Origin of the sequence: Geopseudomonas aromaticivorans, from assembly GCF_019097855.1 — a bacterium.
Lineage (GTDB): Bacteria > Pseudomonadota > Gammaproteobacteria > Pseudomonadales > Pseudomonadaceae > Geopseudomonas > Geopseudomonas aromaticivorans.
In genome coordinates this window covers 53894-68592 of sequence record NZ_JAHRGL010000040.1, presented here as the reverse complement: position 1 = coordinate 68592, position 14699 = coordinate 53894, and the positions used below count along the sequence as shown (strand labels likewise).

At 67.6% G+C, this 14699-nt stretch carries 11 protein-coding genes; 6 read left to right on the top strand and 5 right to left on the bottom strand.

Annotation, left to right across the window (positions count from 1 at the left end; translation table 11 throughout):
* Nucleotides 1-84 precede the first annotated feature (84 nt).
* The gene (gene rhlB / locus KRX52_RS13585) at nt 85-1644 is read left to right on the top strand and encodes an ATP-dependent RNA helicase RhlB (protein ID WP_367890550.1); all 1560 of its coding nucleotides are present in this window, start codon (nt 85-87) and stop codon (nt 1642-1644) included.
* A gap of 72 nt (nt 1645-1716) precedes the next feature.
* Here the strand turns inward: rhlB and KRX52_RS13580 are convergent, their stop codons facing one another.
* Complete coding sequence (locus tag KRX52_RS13580) at nt 1717-4095, bottom strand: PepSY domain-containing protein (RefSeq protein ID WP_217682254.1); 2379 nt, start codon at nt 4093-4095, stop codon at nt 1717-1719.
* A 218-nt stretch (nt 4096-4313) separates the two neighbouring features.
* On the bottom strand, nt 4314-6581 hold the full coding sequence (locus KRX52_RS13575) for a TonB-dependent receptor (RefSeq protein ID WP_217682253.1): 2268 nt from the start codon (nt 6579-6581) through the stop codon (nt 4314-4316).
* A 130-nt stretch (nt 6582-6711) separates the two neighbouring features.
* Between KRX52_RS13575 and KRX52_RS13570 the strand changes: the two genes are divergently transcribed.
* Nucleotides 6712-7392 (top strand): Fe2+-dependent dioxygenase, encoded by a 681-nt coding sequence (locus KRX52_RS13570; protein WP_217682252.1) that lies wholly within the window; start codon nt 6712-6714, stop codon nt 7390-7392.
* A gap of 7 nt (nt 7393-7399) precedes the next feature.
* Entirely contained in the window at nt 7400-8149 is a 750-nt protein-coding gene (locus KRX52_RS13565; RefSeq protein WP_217682251.1) for a tetratricopeptide repeat protein, read from the top strand.
* A gap of 97 nt (nt 8150-8246) precedes the next feature.
* Here KRX52_RS13565 and KRX52_RS13560 read toward each other — a convergent pair whose 3' ends face one another.
* Entirely contained in the window at nt 8247-9410 is a 1164-nt protein-coding gene (locus tag KRX52_RS13560; protein ID WP_217682250.1) for a type III PLP-dependent enzyme, read from the bottom strand.
* Between the two features lie 379 nt (nt 9411-9789).
* On the opposite strand from KRX52_RS13560, the gene KRX52_RS13555 reads away from it, so the two are divergent.
* Nucleotides 9790-11373, top strand: a complete 1584-nt coding sequence (locus KRX52_RS13555; RefSeq protein ID WP_217682249.1) for a peptide chain release factor 3 — start codon at nt 9790-9792, stop codon at nt 11371-11373.
* Nucleotides 11374-11437: 64 nt separating this feature from the next.
* Entirely contained in the window at nt 11438-12217 is a 780-nt protein-coding gene (locus tag KRX52_RS13550) for a TatD family hydrolase (RefSeq protein ID WP_217682248.1), read from the top strand.
* An 8-nt stretch (nt 12218-12225) separates the two neighbouring features.
* Here KRX52_RS13550 and ampE read toward each other — a convergent pair whose 3' ends face one another.
* Together ampE and ampD are read right to left on the bottom strand one after the other, a co-directional pair.
* Nucleotides 12226-13056 (bottom strand): regulatory signaling modulator protein AmpE, encoded by an 831-nt coding sequence (gene ampE / locus KRX52_RS13545; protein ID WP_217682247.1) that lies wholly within the window; start codon nt 13054-13056, stop codon nt 12226-12228.
* A complete protein-coding gene (gene ampD, locus KRX52_RS13540) occupies nt 13053-13613 on the bottom strand; it encodes a 1,6-anhydro-N-acetylmuramyl-L-alanine amidase AmpD (protein ID WP_217682246.1) in 561 nt (186 codons plus the stop codon). The genes ampE and ampD overlap by 4 nt, the downstream gene beginning before the upstream one ends.
* A gap of 185 nt (nt 13614-13798) precedes the next feature.
* Between ampD and nadC the strand changes: the two genes are divergently transcribed.
* Nucleotides 13799-14647 carry a carboxylating nicotinate-nucleotide diphosphorylase gene (nadC, locus tag KRX52_RS13535; protein ID WP_217682245.1) on the top strand — a complete coding sequence of 283 codons (849 nt, stop codon included), beginning with the start codon at nt 13799-13801 and terminating at the stop codon, nt 14645-14647.
* Nucleotides 14648-14699 lie beyond the last annotated feature (52 nt).

The following is a 14699-nucleotide window of genomic DNA, read 5'->3' as shown; positions in this document are numbered from 1 at the left end:
CTGCAGAACCCCTGCTGCGGCTTCGCCATACTCCCATCTTGCTTTACACTGCAACCTGTATCTTCAAACCAGATCGAGATGACCGTGCTCAAGGCACTCAAGAAAATCTTCAGCAAGGACCCGGCCGCCACTTTGGCGCAGCCCGTCACCCCGCCGGCCCCCCAGGCCGACAACGAGGCGCAGCGCAGCGCCCCGACCGCCGCCGCCGCGGCGCCGGTCAGCGACAACCCCGGCAGCGAACGCAGTCACAGCGAGCGCCCGCGCAAGCCGCGCAACAACAAGCCGCGCGGCGAGAAGAGCGCCGAAGGCAAACCGCGCAACGAGCCCAGCGACAATAACGAGCCGGCCGCCAGCGTGCAGGCTCCCGCCGAGCAGCCGAAAGCCGCCAAGCCGCGCCGCGAGCGCGCGCCGCGCAAGCCGGTGGTGGACACCTGGAAGCTGGAGGACTTCGTGGTCGAGCCGGCCGAAGGCAAGACCCGCTTCCACGACTTCAAGCTCGCGCCCTCGCTGATGCACGCCATCCACGACCTCGGCTTCCCCTACTGCACGCCGATCCAGGCGCAGGTGCTCGGCTACACCCTCAAGGGCCGCGATGCCATCGGCCGCGCGCAGACCGGCACCGGCAAGACCGCCGCGTTCCTGATCTCCACCATCACCCAGCTGCTGCAGACCCCGCCGCCGAAAGAGCGCTACATGGGCGAGCCGCGCGCGCTGATCATCGCGCCGACCCGCGAACTGGTGGTGCAGATCGCCAACGACGCCCTCGAGCTGACCAAGTACACCGGCCTCAACGTGATGAGCTTCGTCGGCGGCATGGAGTTCGACAAGCAGCTCAAGCAGCTGGAAGCGCGCTACTGCGACATCCTGGTCGCCACCCCCGGCCGCCTGCTGGACTTCAACCAGCGCGGCGAGGTGCACCTGGACATGGTCGAGGTGATGGTGCTGGACGAGGCCGACCGCATGCTCGACATGGGCTTCATCCCGCAGGTACGGCAGATCATCCGCCAGACCCCGCCGAAGAGCGAACGCCAGACCCTGCTGTTCTCCGCCACCTTCACCGAAGACGTGATGAACCTGGCCAAGCAGTGGACCACCGAGCCGGCCATCGTCGAGATCGAGCCGGAGCACGTCGCCAGCGACACCGTCGAACAGCACGTCTACGCCGTGGCCGGCAGCGACAAGTACAAGCTGCTGTACAACCTGATCGCGCAGAACGACTGGATCCGCGTGATGGTGTTCGCCAACCGCAAGGACGAGGTGCGACGCATCGAGGAACGCCTGACCCGCGACGGCATCAGCGCCGCGCAGATGTCCGGCGACGTGCCGCAGGTCAAGCGCATCAAGGTGCTGGAAGGCTTCCGCGAGGGCAAGATCCGCGTGCTGGTCGCCACCGACGTGGCCGGCCGCGGCATCCACGTCGACGCCATCAGCCACGTGATCAACTTCACCCTGCCGGAAGATCCGGACGACTACGTGCACCGTATCGGCCGCACCGGCCGCGCCGGCGCCAGCGGCACCTCGATCAGCTTCGCCGGCGAGGACGATGCCTACGCCCTGCCGGCCATCGAGACGCTGATCGGCCGCAAGATCCAGTGCGAGATGCCGCCGGACGAGCTGCTCAAGCCGGTGCCGCGCAAGCACTGAGCCGCGCAGGCCTAGCGCAGCAAGTAAAAGGCGAAGCCTCCGAGCTTCGCCTTTTTTGTGCCTGCGCAGCGGTCAGTAGAGGTCGCGCCGGTAGCGGCCGCTGTCCTGCAACTCGGCCAGCGCCGCCGCACCAAGCAGCTCGCGCAGCACGGCATCGACGCCCTCGCCCATGCCCTGCCGGCTGCCGCACAGGTAGATGGCCGCGCCGTCCGCCAGCCAGGCGCGCAGCTCGTCCGCCGCCGCGCCCAGGCGGTCCTGCACATAGACCTTCTCCGCCTGATCGCGGGAGAACGCCAGATCGAGACGCGCCAGGTGACCGCCGGCCTGCCAGGCCAGCAGCTCGTCGCGGCAGAGGAAGTCGTGCTCCGCCGTGCGCTCGCCGAAGATCAGCCAGTTGCGCGCCTGGCCGCGCCTGGCGCGTTCGCGCAGCAGGCTGCGCAGGCCGGCCAGGCCGGTGCCGTTGCCGATCAGCAGCAGCGGCCGGTCGTCCTTCGCCAGCTGGAAGCCGCTGTTGCGGCGCAGGCGCAGCGGCGCCGTAGCGCCCTCGGCTAGTTGCCCGCACAGCCAGCCGGAACACAGTCCCGGCGAGCCATCGGCAGCAATGTGCAGGCGTACCAGCAGCTCCAGCCCGCCATCCTCGGCCAGCGAGGCGATCGAGTAGCTGCGCGGCCGGGCAGCGGCCTGCGGCGGCAGGATCTCGACCAGATCGCCGGCCTGCCAGCGCTGCCCGGCCGGCACCTGGAACACCAGCCGCCAGACCGGCGCGGCGGCGCTGCCGGGGTTGAGCCGCTGGCGCTCGCGCAGCGTCCATGCGGCGAAGCCGGGCTCGGCCGGGGCCTCTGGCGGCGTGCTGCCAGTCAGCTCGCCGAGCTGCGCGCGCCAGTGCTGCAGCGCCGAGTGGTCGCCACCGTCCACCTCCACCGGGGCGAACAGCGTGCGCGCGCCCTGTCCCTGCAGCCAGCCGTGCAGCTGGCGGGCGAAGCCGCAGAAACGCTGGTACTGGCGATCGCCGAGACCGAGCAGGGCGTATTCGAGATGGCCGAGGTCGAACTCGCCGCCGAGCACCCGGCGCACGAAGCCGCGCGCGCTGTCCGGCGCTTCGCCGTCGCCGAAGGTGCTGACCACGAACAGCGCGCGCTCGGCCCCGCGCAGCGCCTGTTCGTCGAGCTGGGCCAGCGAGCGCACCTGCACGGTGGCGCCGGCCGCCTGCAGCTGGCCGGCGGTCTGCCAGGCCAGCTGTTCGGCGAAACCGTTCTGGCTGGCGAAGCCGATCAGCCACGGCTGGCCGTTGCCGCTCGCCCCGCCCACGGCCTGGCGCCCGACGCGGGCGGCGCGGCGCTGGCGACGACGGCCGAGGTAGAGCTGCCAGCCGGTGACGAAGAACAGCGGCATGGCCAGGCTGGCCAGCAGCATGAGGATGCGCCCGGGTTGGCCGAAGTAGTCGCCGGTGTGCAGCGGGTAGACGCTGGCCAGCAGCTGCTGCGCGTCGCTCTTGTCGCTGTAGCGCTGGTGCTGCAGCAACTTGCCGCTGGCGTCCAGACTCAGGCGGTTGAAGGCGCGACCGTGCGCGGCCGCCTCCGGCAGGTACATCACCTGCAGCGGCTGGCCGGCGCGCTCGGGCAGGCGCAGGTTGGCCAGCTGGTAGTCGTCCCGCACCTCGCGGCGGAAGCTCTGCCACAGCGGATCGAGACTGAGCGCCGGACGCGGCGCCGCCTGGGCTTGGGCCTGGCCCTGCGGCGGCGGACCACGCCTTCCACCCGGTCCGCCGTGCTGCGCCGCCGGCTCGCCGGCCAGCGCATGCACGCCGTTGCGGTACCACTCGTAGGACCAGTACAGCCCGGTCAGCGACGCCAGCAGGTAGGCCAGCAGCACCCAGGTGCCGGCCACCGCGTGCAGATCCCAGAGGAAGCCGCGGCCGCTGCGCCGCCAGTCGAGGGTCAGCCAGGCGCGCCAGTTGCCGGCCTGGCGCGGCCAGCGCAGGTACAGCCCGGACAGGCAGAGGAACACCAGCGCCAGGGTCGCCGCGCCGGTGATCGGCTTGCCGGCGTCGCCGATAGCCAGCCAGCGGTGCAGCTGCATCATGAACTGGAAGAAGCCGGCGCCGCGCGCCGCGCCGAGCACGTCACCACGGTAGGGGTCGACGTACAGCGTCTCGCCGCGCGGACCGCCGCCGCTGACGTTGACCTTGACCGCCGCCAGCGCATCGGCGGAGAAGGTCAGGCCGAGCACCGCACGCTGCGGCAACTGCTCGCCGAGGCGGCCGAGCAGCTCGTCCGGGCTCAGCGGCCGCGCGCCGACCGCCGGCTCGACGTTCATCACGTCGGGATTGAGCAGGCGCAGCAATTCGTCCTGGTAGGACATGCTGGCGCCGGTCACACCCATCAGCGCCAGCACCAGGCCGGCGCTGATGCCCAGCAGCCAGTGCAGCTGGAAGAGGATTTTCTTGACCACCGGGGATCACCTGATCGCTAGGCCGCGGCTGCGGCGAGGTTGGAATCGGACACGGCGAAGGGCCGCACAGCACCGCCAATCGCATCGGTGCGAAACGATTCTATTCGAGAATTAGTTGCAACAAATTGGCTTTACCCAACCTTTACCCGCGCCTGCCGCGGGCCGGGCGCAGACAGACAAAGGCCGCCCGCAGGCGGCCCTTGTCGGCTTCACTTCGCTCAGAAGTGGAAGTTGGTGCTGAGCAGCGCGGTGCGCCCCGGTGCCACATGGGCCATGTGGTTGGAGTAGACCTGATCGAAGTAGCGCTCGTCGGTCAGGTTCTGCACGTTGAGCTGCAGGTCGAGGTTCTTGCTGACCTTGTAGTTGGCCATCGCGTCGTAGCGCCAGTAGGACGGCACCTCGATGCTGTTGGTGACATCGCCGAAGCGCGAATCGACATAGTTGGCGCCGCCGCCGATGGTCAGGTTCTGGGTCACGTCGTAGGTGGTCCACAGGCTGAAGCTGTTCTGCGGGGTGCTGGGGATGTCGTTGCCGTCGGCGCCGCCGACGACGTTGTTGACGTTGCCGGTGCCCGGGCGCGCATCGACATCCACCCGACCGCTTTCGACCAGCTCGCCGTCGAGGTAGGTATAGCTGGCGAAGGCGTTCCACTTCGGCGTGATCTGGCCGCTGACGCCCAGCTCGAAGCCGTCGACGCGGGTTTCGCCGACGTTGCTGGTGGTGCCGTCAGCCTCGAGCACCCGCGCGTTGCTCTTCTCGGTACGGAAGATGGCGGCGTTCAGCCCCAGGCGCGCGTCGAAGAAGTCCCACTTGGTGCCGATCTCGTAGTTGCGGTTGCGCTCCGGCTCCAGGTCCGCGGTGGCCACGGCCACGTTGCTGGCGCCTTCGCCGGCGGTTTCGCCGACCGGGTTGCTCGAGGTCGACCAGGCCGCATAGATGCTGCCGTTGGGCAACGGGTTGAACACCAGGCCCAGCTGGTAGTTCCAGAAGTGGCTCTTGCTCTCCAGATCGGTCACGCCGTTGACGTTGTTGGTGCCGCTGGCGACGGTCTGCCCGCTGGCCGCGGTTTCGAAGTCGTCGTAGCGCAGCCCCATGTTCAGCGACCACTGCTCGTTGAACTTGAGGGTGTCGAAGACGTAGGCAGCCAGGGTGTCGGTATCGGTATCGGTGAAGGCGTTGCTGTCGGCAACCGTGCCGGTCCAGCCGTCCTTGTAGCTCGGGCTGCTCAGGCTGGTGCAATCGCCCGAGGCCACATGCGCCGGGGTGCAGGTATTGCCCTTGGTACCCGGAGTGATGAAGTAGTTGCGGTTGTGCACCCCTTCGCGGCTGATCTCCACGCCGGTGACCAGGCTGTGCTCGATGCTGCCTGTGTTGAACAGCGCCTTCAGGTCGGTCTGGTTGACCCAGCCTTCGGAGGTGGAGTTGCGGCTCTTCGGCGAACGGGACACCAGCCCCTGCGACAGGTTGCCGGTGCGCGAGTCGTTCGGCGTGGTGACGATGTAGTCGAGGGTGGTGCGCACCACGCGGGTGGTGTTGGACAGGGTCAGGCTGTCGTTGAGGTCGTGCTCGAGCCTGAAGGTGCCGGCGTCGGTGGTGCTCTCGCGGTAGTCGCGGCCGGTCAGGCCGTAGAAGTTGTCGCGGTCGACGCTCACCGGCTTGCGCACCGAGTTGGCCGAAGTGGCGTCGGTCAGCGGCAGGCCGTAGTCCGGCGTGTCGTCGGTTTCCAGGTGGTAGTAGGACAACGTGGCGCGGGTCGGCGTGTCGAAGCCGAAGGTGATGCTCGGCGCCACGCCCCAGCGGCTGACATCGACGCCGTCGCGGCCGGCGACGTTGGCGTCGTGCTTCATCAGGTTCAGGCGGCCGGCGACGTTGTCGCTAAACACGTAGTTGCCGTCCAGGGTGGTGCGCTTGGTCTGGTCGCTGCCGAAGGTCTGGCTGATGTCGAGGAAGTCGTCGCGCTTGGCGGTCTTGCTGATCAGGTTGAGGCTGCCGCCGGTGGAGCCGGCGCCGGTGTAGGCCGAGCCCGGGCCCTTGCTCACTTCCACCTGCTCGATGTTGAACATCTCGCGGGTCTGCGAGGCGACGTCGCGCAGGCCGTCGATGAAGGTGTCGCTCTCGGCGTTGAAGCCGCGGATGATCGGCCGGTCGCCGGCCGGGTTGCCACCCTCGCCGGCCCCGAAGGTGATGCCCGAGGTGGTGCGCAGGGCATCGGTGAGGGTCAGCGCGCCGGTGTCCTTGATCACCTGCTGCGGGATAACGGTCACCGACTTGGGGGTCTCGCGCAGCGGCGCGGTGTACTTCTGCGACGCGGACTCGGCCTTGTAGCTCTCCTCCTCCTGCGCGTCGACCACGCTGACCGCGTCGAGCTTCAGCGCCTCGCCATCCTCGGCATGCGCCCAGTTCACTGCGGAAAACGCCGTCACGGCGCCGATTGCCGAAGCCAGTACACGCGGCGCAGAGGCCGGCCGTTCGATGGTACGCGTCATCACTTCCCCCTACAGAAGGTCGGTTGGTTCTGTTGTGTGGCGCACTCTAAACGAGAAATATTCTTGATATCAAGCTTAATGACACTTAATATCATTTACGAACTGTTCACCATCAGCCACGGAGGCCGGCATGCTGTTACATGTACCGGGAGTCTTTTCCCGCGATGAGGTCAAGCGCATCCGCCAGGCGCTGGAGCAGGCCGACTGGCTGGACGGCAAGCTGACCGCCGGCTACCAGTCGGCCAAGGCCAAGCACAACCTGCAGCTGGCCGAAGACGACCCGCTGGCCCGCGAGATCAGCGCGGCGATGCTCGAGCGCCTGTGGCAACACCCGCTGTTCATGTCCGCCGCGCTGCCCAACAAGGTGTTCCCACCGCTGTTCAACTGCTACACGGCCGGCGGCCACTTCGGCTACCACGTCGACAACGCGGTACGCCAGGTGCGCAACAGCGCCGAACGGGTGCGCACCGACCTGTCGTCCACGCTGTTCTTCAGCGACCCGGACGAGTACGACGGCGGCGAGCTGGTGATCCAGGACACCTACGGCAGCCAGCGGGTCAAGCTGCCGGCCGGCGATCTGGTGCTCTACCCCTCCACCAGCATCCACAAGGTCGAGCCGGTGACCCGCGGCGCACGCATCGCCTCGTTCTTCTGGACGCAGAGCCTGGTGCGCGAGGACGCCCAACGCGCCCTGCTGTTCGACATGGACCAGGCGATCCAGAGCCTGACCCGCGACGTGCCCGAGCACCCGGCGCTGGTCCAGCTGACCGGCAACTACCACAACCTGCTGCGCCGCTGGGTCGAGGTCTGAGCCCGGGATGAGCCATGTCCTGCAGCGCCGCGAGACAGTCACGCCCGAGCAGCTCGCCGCAGACCCGCGCCAGGCCGCGCGCTGGATTCTCGCCGCGGCCGAGGCCGGCGAACCGGAAGCGCAGGCCCTGCTCGGCCAGATCCTCCTCGACGGCCGCGGCATCGCCCGCGACCCGGCGCTGGCCCGCGCCTGGTTCGCCATAGCCGCCGGTCGCGGCCACGCCATGGCCGGCAACATGCTCGGCCGCTGCTGCGAACACGGCTGGGGCGGCCCGGCCGACTTGCCGGCGGCCGCCCGCCATTACCGTGCAGCGGCAGAACGCGGCCTCGACTGGGGGATGTACAACTACGCCAACCTGCTGGCCACCGGTCGCGGCACGGAGCGCGACGAGCCCCGGGCGCTGGCCTGGTACCGGCGCGCCGCCGAGCTGGGCCACGCCAAGTCGATGAATCTGCTCGGCCGTTACTACGAGGAAGGCCGCGTGGTCGCCGCCGATGCGCAGACCGCGCTCGCCTGGTATCGACGCTCGGCCGAGGCGGGCGACTTCCGCGGCCAGTTCAGCTACGCCACGGCACTCACCAGTCAGGACCGCTGGGATGAGGCGCGCCACTGGCTGCTCGCGGCGCTCGAGCTCGGCCACCTGAAGTTCCTGCGCAAGGCCCGCGACGAGTTGCAGCGCGCCGCCTGGCCGCAGCTCGCCGAAATCACCGCCGCCTACGCCCGGCGCTGCAGCGAGCTGGAGGCGGCGGAGTCGTAACCAACCGCCGCAGGCGCCAGATCAGGACGGGAGACGCCGAGCGCACCAACGAAAACGCCGCGAACAAGTCGCGGCGTTTGGCGTTACGGCACCGGCCTTACAGGTAGAAGGCCTTCAGCGGCGGGAAGCCGTTGAATTCCACCGCGCTGTAGCTGGTGGTGTAGGCGCCGGTGGACAGCCAGTACAGGCGGTCGCCGATGGCCAGGTTCAGCGGCAGGCCGTACTTGTAGTTCTCGTACATGATGTCGGCGCTGTCGCAGGTCGGGCCGGCGATGATGACTTCTTCCATCTCGCCCTTCTTCTCGGTCCAGATCGGGAACTTGATGGATTCGTCCATGGTTTCGATCAGGCCGGAGAACTTGCCCACGTCGGTGTATACCCAGCGCTCGACGGCGGTACGCGACTTGCGCGCCACCAGCACCACTTCGCTGACCAGGATGCCGGCATTGGCGATCAGCGAGCGGCCCGGCTCGAGGATGATTTCCGGCAGCTCGTCGCCGAAGTCTTCCTTGAGGAAGCGGGTGATTTCCTCGGCGTAGGTCTCCAGGTCGTTGGTCTTGGCGATGTAGTTGGCCGGGAAGCCGCCGCCCATGTTGATCATCTGCAGGGTGATGTCGTCTTCTTCCTTGAGACGCTCGAAGATCACCTTGACCTTGGCGATGGCGGCGTCCCACACGTCGATGTCGCGCTGCTGCGAGCCGACGTGGAAGGAAATGCCGTAGGGCACCAGGCCCAGCTGCTTGGCGAGAATCAGCAGGTCGAGAGCCATGTCCGGGTTGCAGCCGAACTTGCGCGACAGCGGCCAGTCGGCCGAGTTGGAGCCTTCGGTGAGGATCCGCACATAGATCTTCGAGCCCGGCGCGGCCTTGGCGATGTTGCGCAGGTCGGCTTCCGAGTCGGTGGCGTACATGCGCACGCCCTTCTCGTAGAAGTAGCGCACGTCGCGGGCTTTCTTGATGGTGTTGCCGTAGCTGATGCGCTCCGGGCCGACGCCCTGGCCCATCACCTTGTCCAGCTCGTAGATCGAGGCGATGTCGAAATTGGAGCCCTTGTCCTTCAGTACGTCGATGATCTCCACCGCCGGGTTGGCCTTGACCGCGTAGTAGACCTTGGCGAACGGGAAGCAGTTGCCGAGCTGATCATAGGCACGGGAGATGGTCTGGGTGTCGATCACCACGAAGGGGGTTTCTTTCTGGTCGGCGAACGCCTTCATCTTCTTGAAGGTGTCGCGATCGAAATAGTCTTCAACCTTGATGGACATGCATGGGCTCCATTGGGCAAAACAAACAACAAGTGAATGTGTGGTGGAGTGGTCTTGGTAAAGACCGCGAACGCCTGATCAGTTTCCCCACTTTGGTTCGCCTACTTCCCAAGGCATGTCGCCGAAAGCAAAAAGGTCAACCGCATCGCGTGAGCGAGGGCGGGTTGACCTTGCTGTCTCGTCGTCAGTACTTGAGCCGGATGGATCGTTTCCAGCATGAGCGTTCGGGCGCGAACTTTAGGACCAAGGGGGGGCAAGATCAACCAGAAATTTCCCCAATTGCCCCCTTTCATCACCAGCGGGTCAGCCGGGGGGCGCATCCGCTATAATCGCCGCCTTTTCTGACAGACCGACTACTCGTCGACGGGTTCCCTTTCCGATGACCACTCAGGCCGCCGAAGTCGCGAAGCGCCGTACCTTCGCCATTATTTCCCACCCCGATGCGGGCAAGACCACCATCACCGAGAAGCTGCTGCTGATGGGCAAGGCGATTGCCGTCGCCGGCACGGTGAAGTCGCGCAAGTCCGACCGCCACGCCACCTCCGACTGGATGGAGATGGAGAAGCAGCGCGGCATCTCGATCACCACCTCGGTGATGCAGTTCCCCTACCGCGAGCACATGATCAACCTGCTCGACACCCCCGGCCACGAAGACTTCTCCGAAGACACCTACCGCACCCTGACCGCGGTGGACTCGGCGCTGATGGTTCTCGACGGTGGCAAGGGCGTCGAGCCGCGCACCATCGCGCTGATGGACGTCTGCCGCCTGCGCGACACGCCCATCGTCAGCTTCATCAACAAGCTCGACCGCGACATCCGCGACCCGATCGAACTGCTCGACGAGATCGAGGCGGTGCTGAAGATCAAGGCCGCGCCGATCACCTGGCCGATCGGCTGCTACCGCGACTTCAAGGGCGTCTACCACCTCGCCGACGACTACATCATCGTCTACACCCCGGGCCACGGCCACGAGCGCACCGAGGTGAAGATCATCCAGCACCTCGACTCCGACGAAGCCCGCGCCCACCTCGGCGACGAGTACGAGCGTTTCATCGAGCAGCTGGAACTGGTGCAGGGCGCCTGCCATGAGTTCGACCAGGACGCCTTCCTCAAGGGCCAGATGACCCCGGTGTTCTTCGGTACCGCGCTGGGCAACTTCGGCGTCGACCACGTGCTCGACGCGGTGGTCGACTGGGCGCCGCAGCCGCTGTCGCGCGCCGCCCACGAGCGGGTGGTGGAACCGGTCGAGGAGAAGTTCAGCGGCTTCGTGTTCAAGATCCAGGCGAACATGGACCCCAAGCACCGCGACCGCATCGCCTTCATGCGCATCTGCTCGGGCAAGTACGAGAAGGGCATGAAGATGCGCCACGTGCGGATCAAGAAGGACCTGAGGATCGCCGACGCGCTGACCTTCTTCTCCAGCGAGCGCGAGATGCTCGAAGAGGCCTACGCCGGCGACATCATCGGCCTGCACAACCACGGCACCATCCAGATCGGCGACACCTTCACCGAAGGCGAGGCGCTGGGCTTCACCGGCATCCCGCACTTCGCCCCGGAGCTGTTCCGCCGCGTGCGCCTGAAGGACCCGCTGAAGTCCAAGCAGCTGCGCCAGGGCCTGCAGGAACTGGCCGAGGAAGGCGCCACCCAGGTGTTCTTCCCCGAGCGCAACAACGACATCATCCTCGGCGCGGTCGGCGTGCTGCAGTTCGACGTGGTCGCCAGCCGCCTCAAGGAGGAATACAAGGTCGAGTGCGCCTACGAGGCGATCAACGTCTGGTCGGCACGCTGGATCGAGTGCGCCGACAAGAAGAAGCTCGAGGACTTCAAGGTCAAGGCCTACGAGAACCTCGCGGTCGACGGCGGCGGCCACCTCACCTACCTGGCGCCGACCCGGGTCAACCTCAGCCTGATGGAAGAGCGCTGGCCGGACGTCAAGTTCCGCGCCACCCGCGAGCATCACTGACCCCCGAGCGGGGCGCTGCAACGGCGCCCCGCTACACTTCCGGCATGGCCCGGAGGCAGTTTCCATGCAGCTGATCGACACCCACACCCACCTCGACTTCCCCGACTTCGACGCCGACCGCGCTGCCGTGCTGGCGCGCTGCCGCGCCTTGGGCGTGGAGAAGCTGGTGGTGCTCGGCGTGTACCAGGCCAACTGGCAGAGGCTGTGGGATCTGGTCGAAGGCGAAGACGGCCTGTACGCCGCCTTCGGCCTGCATCCGATCTATCTCGAGCAGCACCGCCCCGAGCATCTGCTCGAGCTGCGCGGCTGGCTGGAGCGGCTGGCCGGCCACCGCAAGCTGTGCGCCCTCGGCGAATTCGGTCTCGACTGGTATGTGCCCGAACTGGATCACGAGCGCCAGCAGGCGCTGTTCGAGGCGCAGCTGCAGCTCGCCGCGGAATTCGAGCTGCCGGCGCTGCTGCACGTGCGCCGCGCGCATGCGGCGACCATCGCCACCTTGAAGCGTTACCGGCTCAAGCGTGCCGGCATCGTCCACGCCTTTTCCGGCAGCCTTGAGGAAGCCAAGGAATACCTGAAGCTCGGTTTCAAGCTCGGCCTCGGCGGCGCGGCCACCTGGCCGCAGGCCAACCGCCTGCGCAAGGTCGTCAGCCAGCTGCCGTTGGAGAGCATCGTACTGGAAACCGACGCCCCGGACATGGCGCCGAGCATGCACGCCAACAGCCGCAACAGTCCGGAGTACCTGCCGCAGATCTGCGCGGCGCTGGCCGAGCTGCGCGGCGTCACGCCCGAGGAGCTGGCGGCCGCCAGCAGCCGCACCGCCGGCGAGCTGTTCGGCTGGCGCTGAACCGCCGGTCAGAGCGGCAGCAGCACCCACAGCGCGATGGCGCAGTACCAGATCAGCGTGGCGCGCTGCAGCAGGCTCCACAGCTCGTCCAGGGTTTCCACCCCGGCATTGCCCACCGGCGTCTCCGCCGCGGCCCGCCCGGCATCGGCCACCAGCTGCACGGCACTCGCCCGCCGTTCGAGCAAGCGCGGGCGCAGCACCCGATAGGCACTGACGAAGTTGCCCGCCAACGCCAGGCTCAGGGCCAGCAGGCGCGCGGGCAGCCAGTCGAGCGCCGCCTGCAGTTCCTGCGCCTGGCGCCGCAGTCCAGCATCGCCAGCATGTTCCGCCAACAGGGCGAGCAGACGATAGGCCAGGGCCGGCAGCGGCCCGAGTAGCGCGTACCAGAAGATCACTGCGAAGAACCCCTGATGGACCCGCCAGAGCAGAAAGCCCTGCGCCTGCGTCAGCAGCGTCGCGTCATCCTCGGCCTGCACGCCGAGATCGCGCTGCGCGTCGAGATACGCCGCCTCGAGATCGCCGCGCTGCCAGCTGGCACGAAACGGCTCGAGCATTTGCCGCGTGTCGCCGCGGCCGAGACTCCACAGCACCAGCAGCAGATGCACCGGCAGCAGCAGCCAGCCGTAGGCCAGCGGTGCCAGGCTCCACAGCAGCAGGCTAAGCGGCAGCAACGGCACGCCCAACACCAGCAGCAGCTGCAACCGCGGCTGCCCGGCCAGCGCCGGCGCCGCCTCGACGCGGCTCAGCCTGCGCAGCAACAGCTCGTCACGCTGCACGCCGCTGCGCCAGCGCGTGTGCCTCTCCAACAGCAGCACCAGCAGCAGGACCAGAAAACTCATGCCTGCACCCCCGTGTTCAGCGAGCCCAGGTAACGCGCCCAGTCGAACGCCGGCCCCGGGTCGGTCTTGCGTCCCGGGGCGATGTCGCTATGCCCGCAGATGCGCTCTGCGGTGATGTCCGGGTAGACGCGCAGCAGCTCGCGGGTCAGCGCGCCCAGGACGGCGTACTGCGCCTCGCTGTAGGGCAGCTCGTCGGTGCCCTCCAGCTCGATGCCGAGGGAAAAGTCGTTGCACTGCTCGCGCCCGGCGAAGCACGACACCCCGGCATGCCAGGCGCGCTGGTTGCACGATACGAACTGGATCAGGCTGCCGTCGCGTTCGATGAGAAAATGCGCCGACACCTGCAGGTGGGCGATGCCGGCGAAATACGGATGGGCCTGCGGGTCCAGCGCGTTGCCAAACAGCGCCCTCACCTGCCCGGTGCCGAACTGCCCCGGAGGCAGGCTGATGTTGTGGATCACCAGCAGCGACACCTCGCCGGCCGGTCGGGCATTGAAGTTCGGCGAGGGACAGTGCTGCGCACCGGCGCACCAACCACTCTGCGGATCGATCTGCATCTCAACTCCTGACAGGGACTGCCGCGCCGCGACAGCCCGCATTCTTCATTCAGCCTCCACTCTAGAGCAGCCACGCACCCAGACCAAGCGCGCCGGCCGCACTCGTTGCGCAGCCGCGGGACAGCCGCACGCCCGGCACCGGCAAACCGGCCTATAATCCGCCGAAAACGCACAGGGAGCCCGTCATGCCCAATCTTCGCCTTGCCGATCTAGGCGCCGAAATCACCGCCAACGTGCGCGCCGCGCTTGCCGAGGACATCGGCAGTGGCGACATCACCGCCCAGCTGATCCCCGCCGAGCGCCTGGCCCGGGCGAAGATCATCACCCGCGAAGCCGCCACCATCTGCGGCACCGCCTGGGTCGACGAGGTGTTCCGCCAGCTCGACCCGCGCGTGCAGGTCACCTGGCACGTCGCCGACGGCGAGCGGGCCATGCAGGACCAGACCCTGTTCAGCCTCGAAGGCCCGGCGCGCGCCCTGCTCAGCGGCGAGCGCAGCGCGCTGAACTTCCTGCAGCTGCTCTCCGGCGTCGCCAGCCGCTGCCGCGAATACGCCGATCTGGTCGAAGGCACCGCCGTGCAGCTCCTCGACACCCGCAAGACCCTGCCCGGCCTTCGCCTGGCGCAGAAGTACGCGGTCACCTGCGGCGGCTGCCACAACCACCGCATCGGCCTGTACGACGCCTTCCTGATCAAGGAAAACCACATCGCCGCCTGCGGCGGCATCGCCCAGGCCGTCGCCAGCGCCCGGCAGATCGCCCCCGGCCGGCCGGTGGAAGTGGAAGTGGAAAACCTCGAGGAACTGCAGCAGGCGCTGGACGCCGGCGCCGACATCATCATGCTCGACGAGCTGGACGATGACGACATGCGCACTGCTGTCAGCCTCAACGCCGGCCGCGCCAAGCTGGAAGCCTCCGGCGGGGTGAACAAGACCACCCTGCGCGGCATCGCCGAAACCGGCGTCGACTACATCTCCATCGGCACCCTGACCAAGGACGTCAAGGCCATCGACCTGTCGATGCGCCTGAGCCTGTAAGCGGCTGTTAGTGCCGTGCAACGCAAAACAGCCCGTTGCGCAGTGCTGCACA

Excerpts from the sequence above, each read along its gene's own strand:
- KRX52_RS13570 (WP_217682252.1), top strand. The coding sequence starts at position 6,712 with ATGCTGTTACATGTACCGGGAGTCTTTTCCCGCGATGAGGTCAAGCGC.
- nadC (WP_217682245.1), top strand. The coding sequence starts at position 13,799 with ATGCCCAATCTTCGCCTTGCCGATCTAGGCGCCGAAATCACCGCCAAC.
- ampE (WP_217682247.1), bottom strand. The coding sequence starts at position 13,056 with ATGAGTTTTCTGGTCCTGCTGCTGGTGCTGCTGTTGGAGAGGCACACG.
- ampD (WP_217682246.1), bottom strand. The coding sequence starts at position 13,613 with ATGCAGATCGATCCGCAGAGTGGTTGGTGCGCCGGTGCGCAGCACTGT.
- KRX52_RS13575 (WP_217682253.1), bottom strand. The coding sequence starts at position 6,581 with ATGACGCGTACCATCGAACGGCCGGCCTCTGCGCCGCGTGTACTGGCT.
- KRX52_RS13555 (WP_217682249.1), top strand. The coding sequence starts at position 9,790 with ATGACCACTCAGGCCGCCGAAGTCGCGAAGCGCCGTACCTTCGCCATT.
- KRX52_RS13560 (WP_217682250.1), bottom strand. The coding sequence starts at position 9,410 with ATGTCCATCAAGGTTGAAGACTATTTCGATCGCGACACCTTCAAGAAG.
- KRX52_RS13565 (WP_217682251.1), top strand. The coding sequence starts at position 7,400 with ATGAGCCATGTCCTGCAGCGCCGCGAGACAGTCACGCCCGAGCAGCTC.
- KRX52_RS13550 (WP_217682248.1), top strand. The coding sequence starts at position 11,438 with ATGCAGCTGATCGACACCCACACCCACCTCGACTTCCCCGACTTCGAC.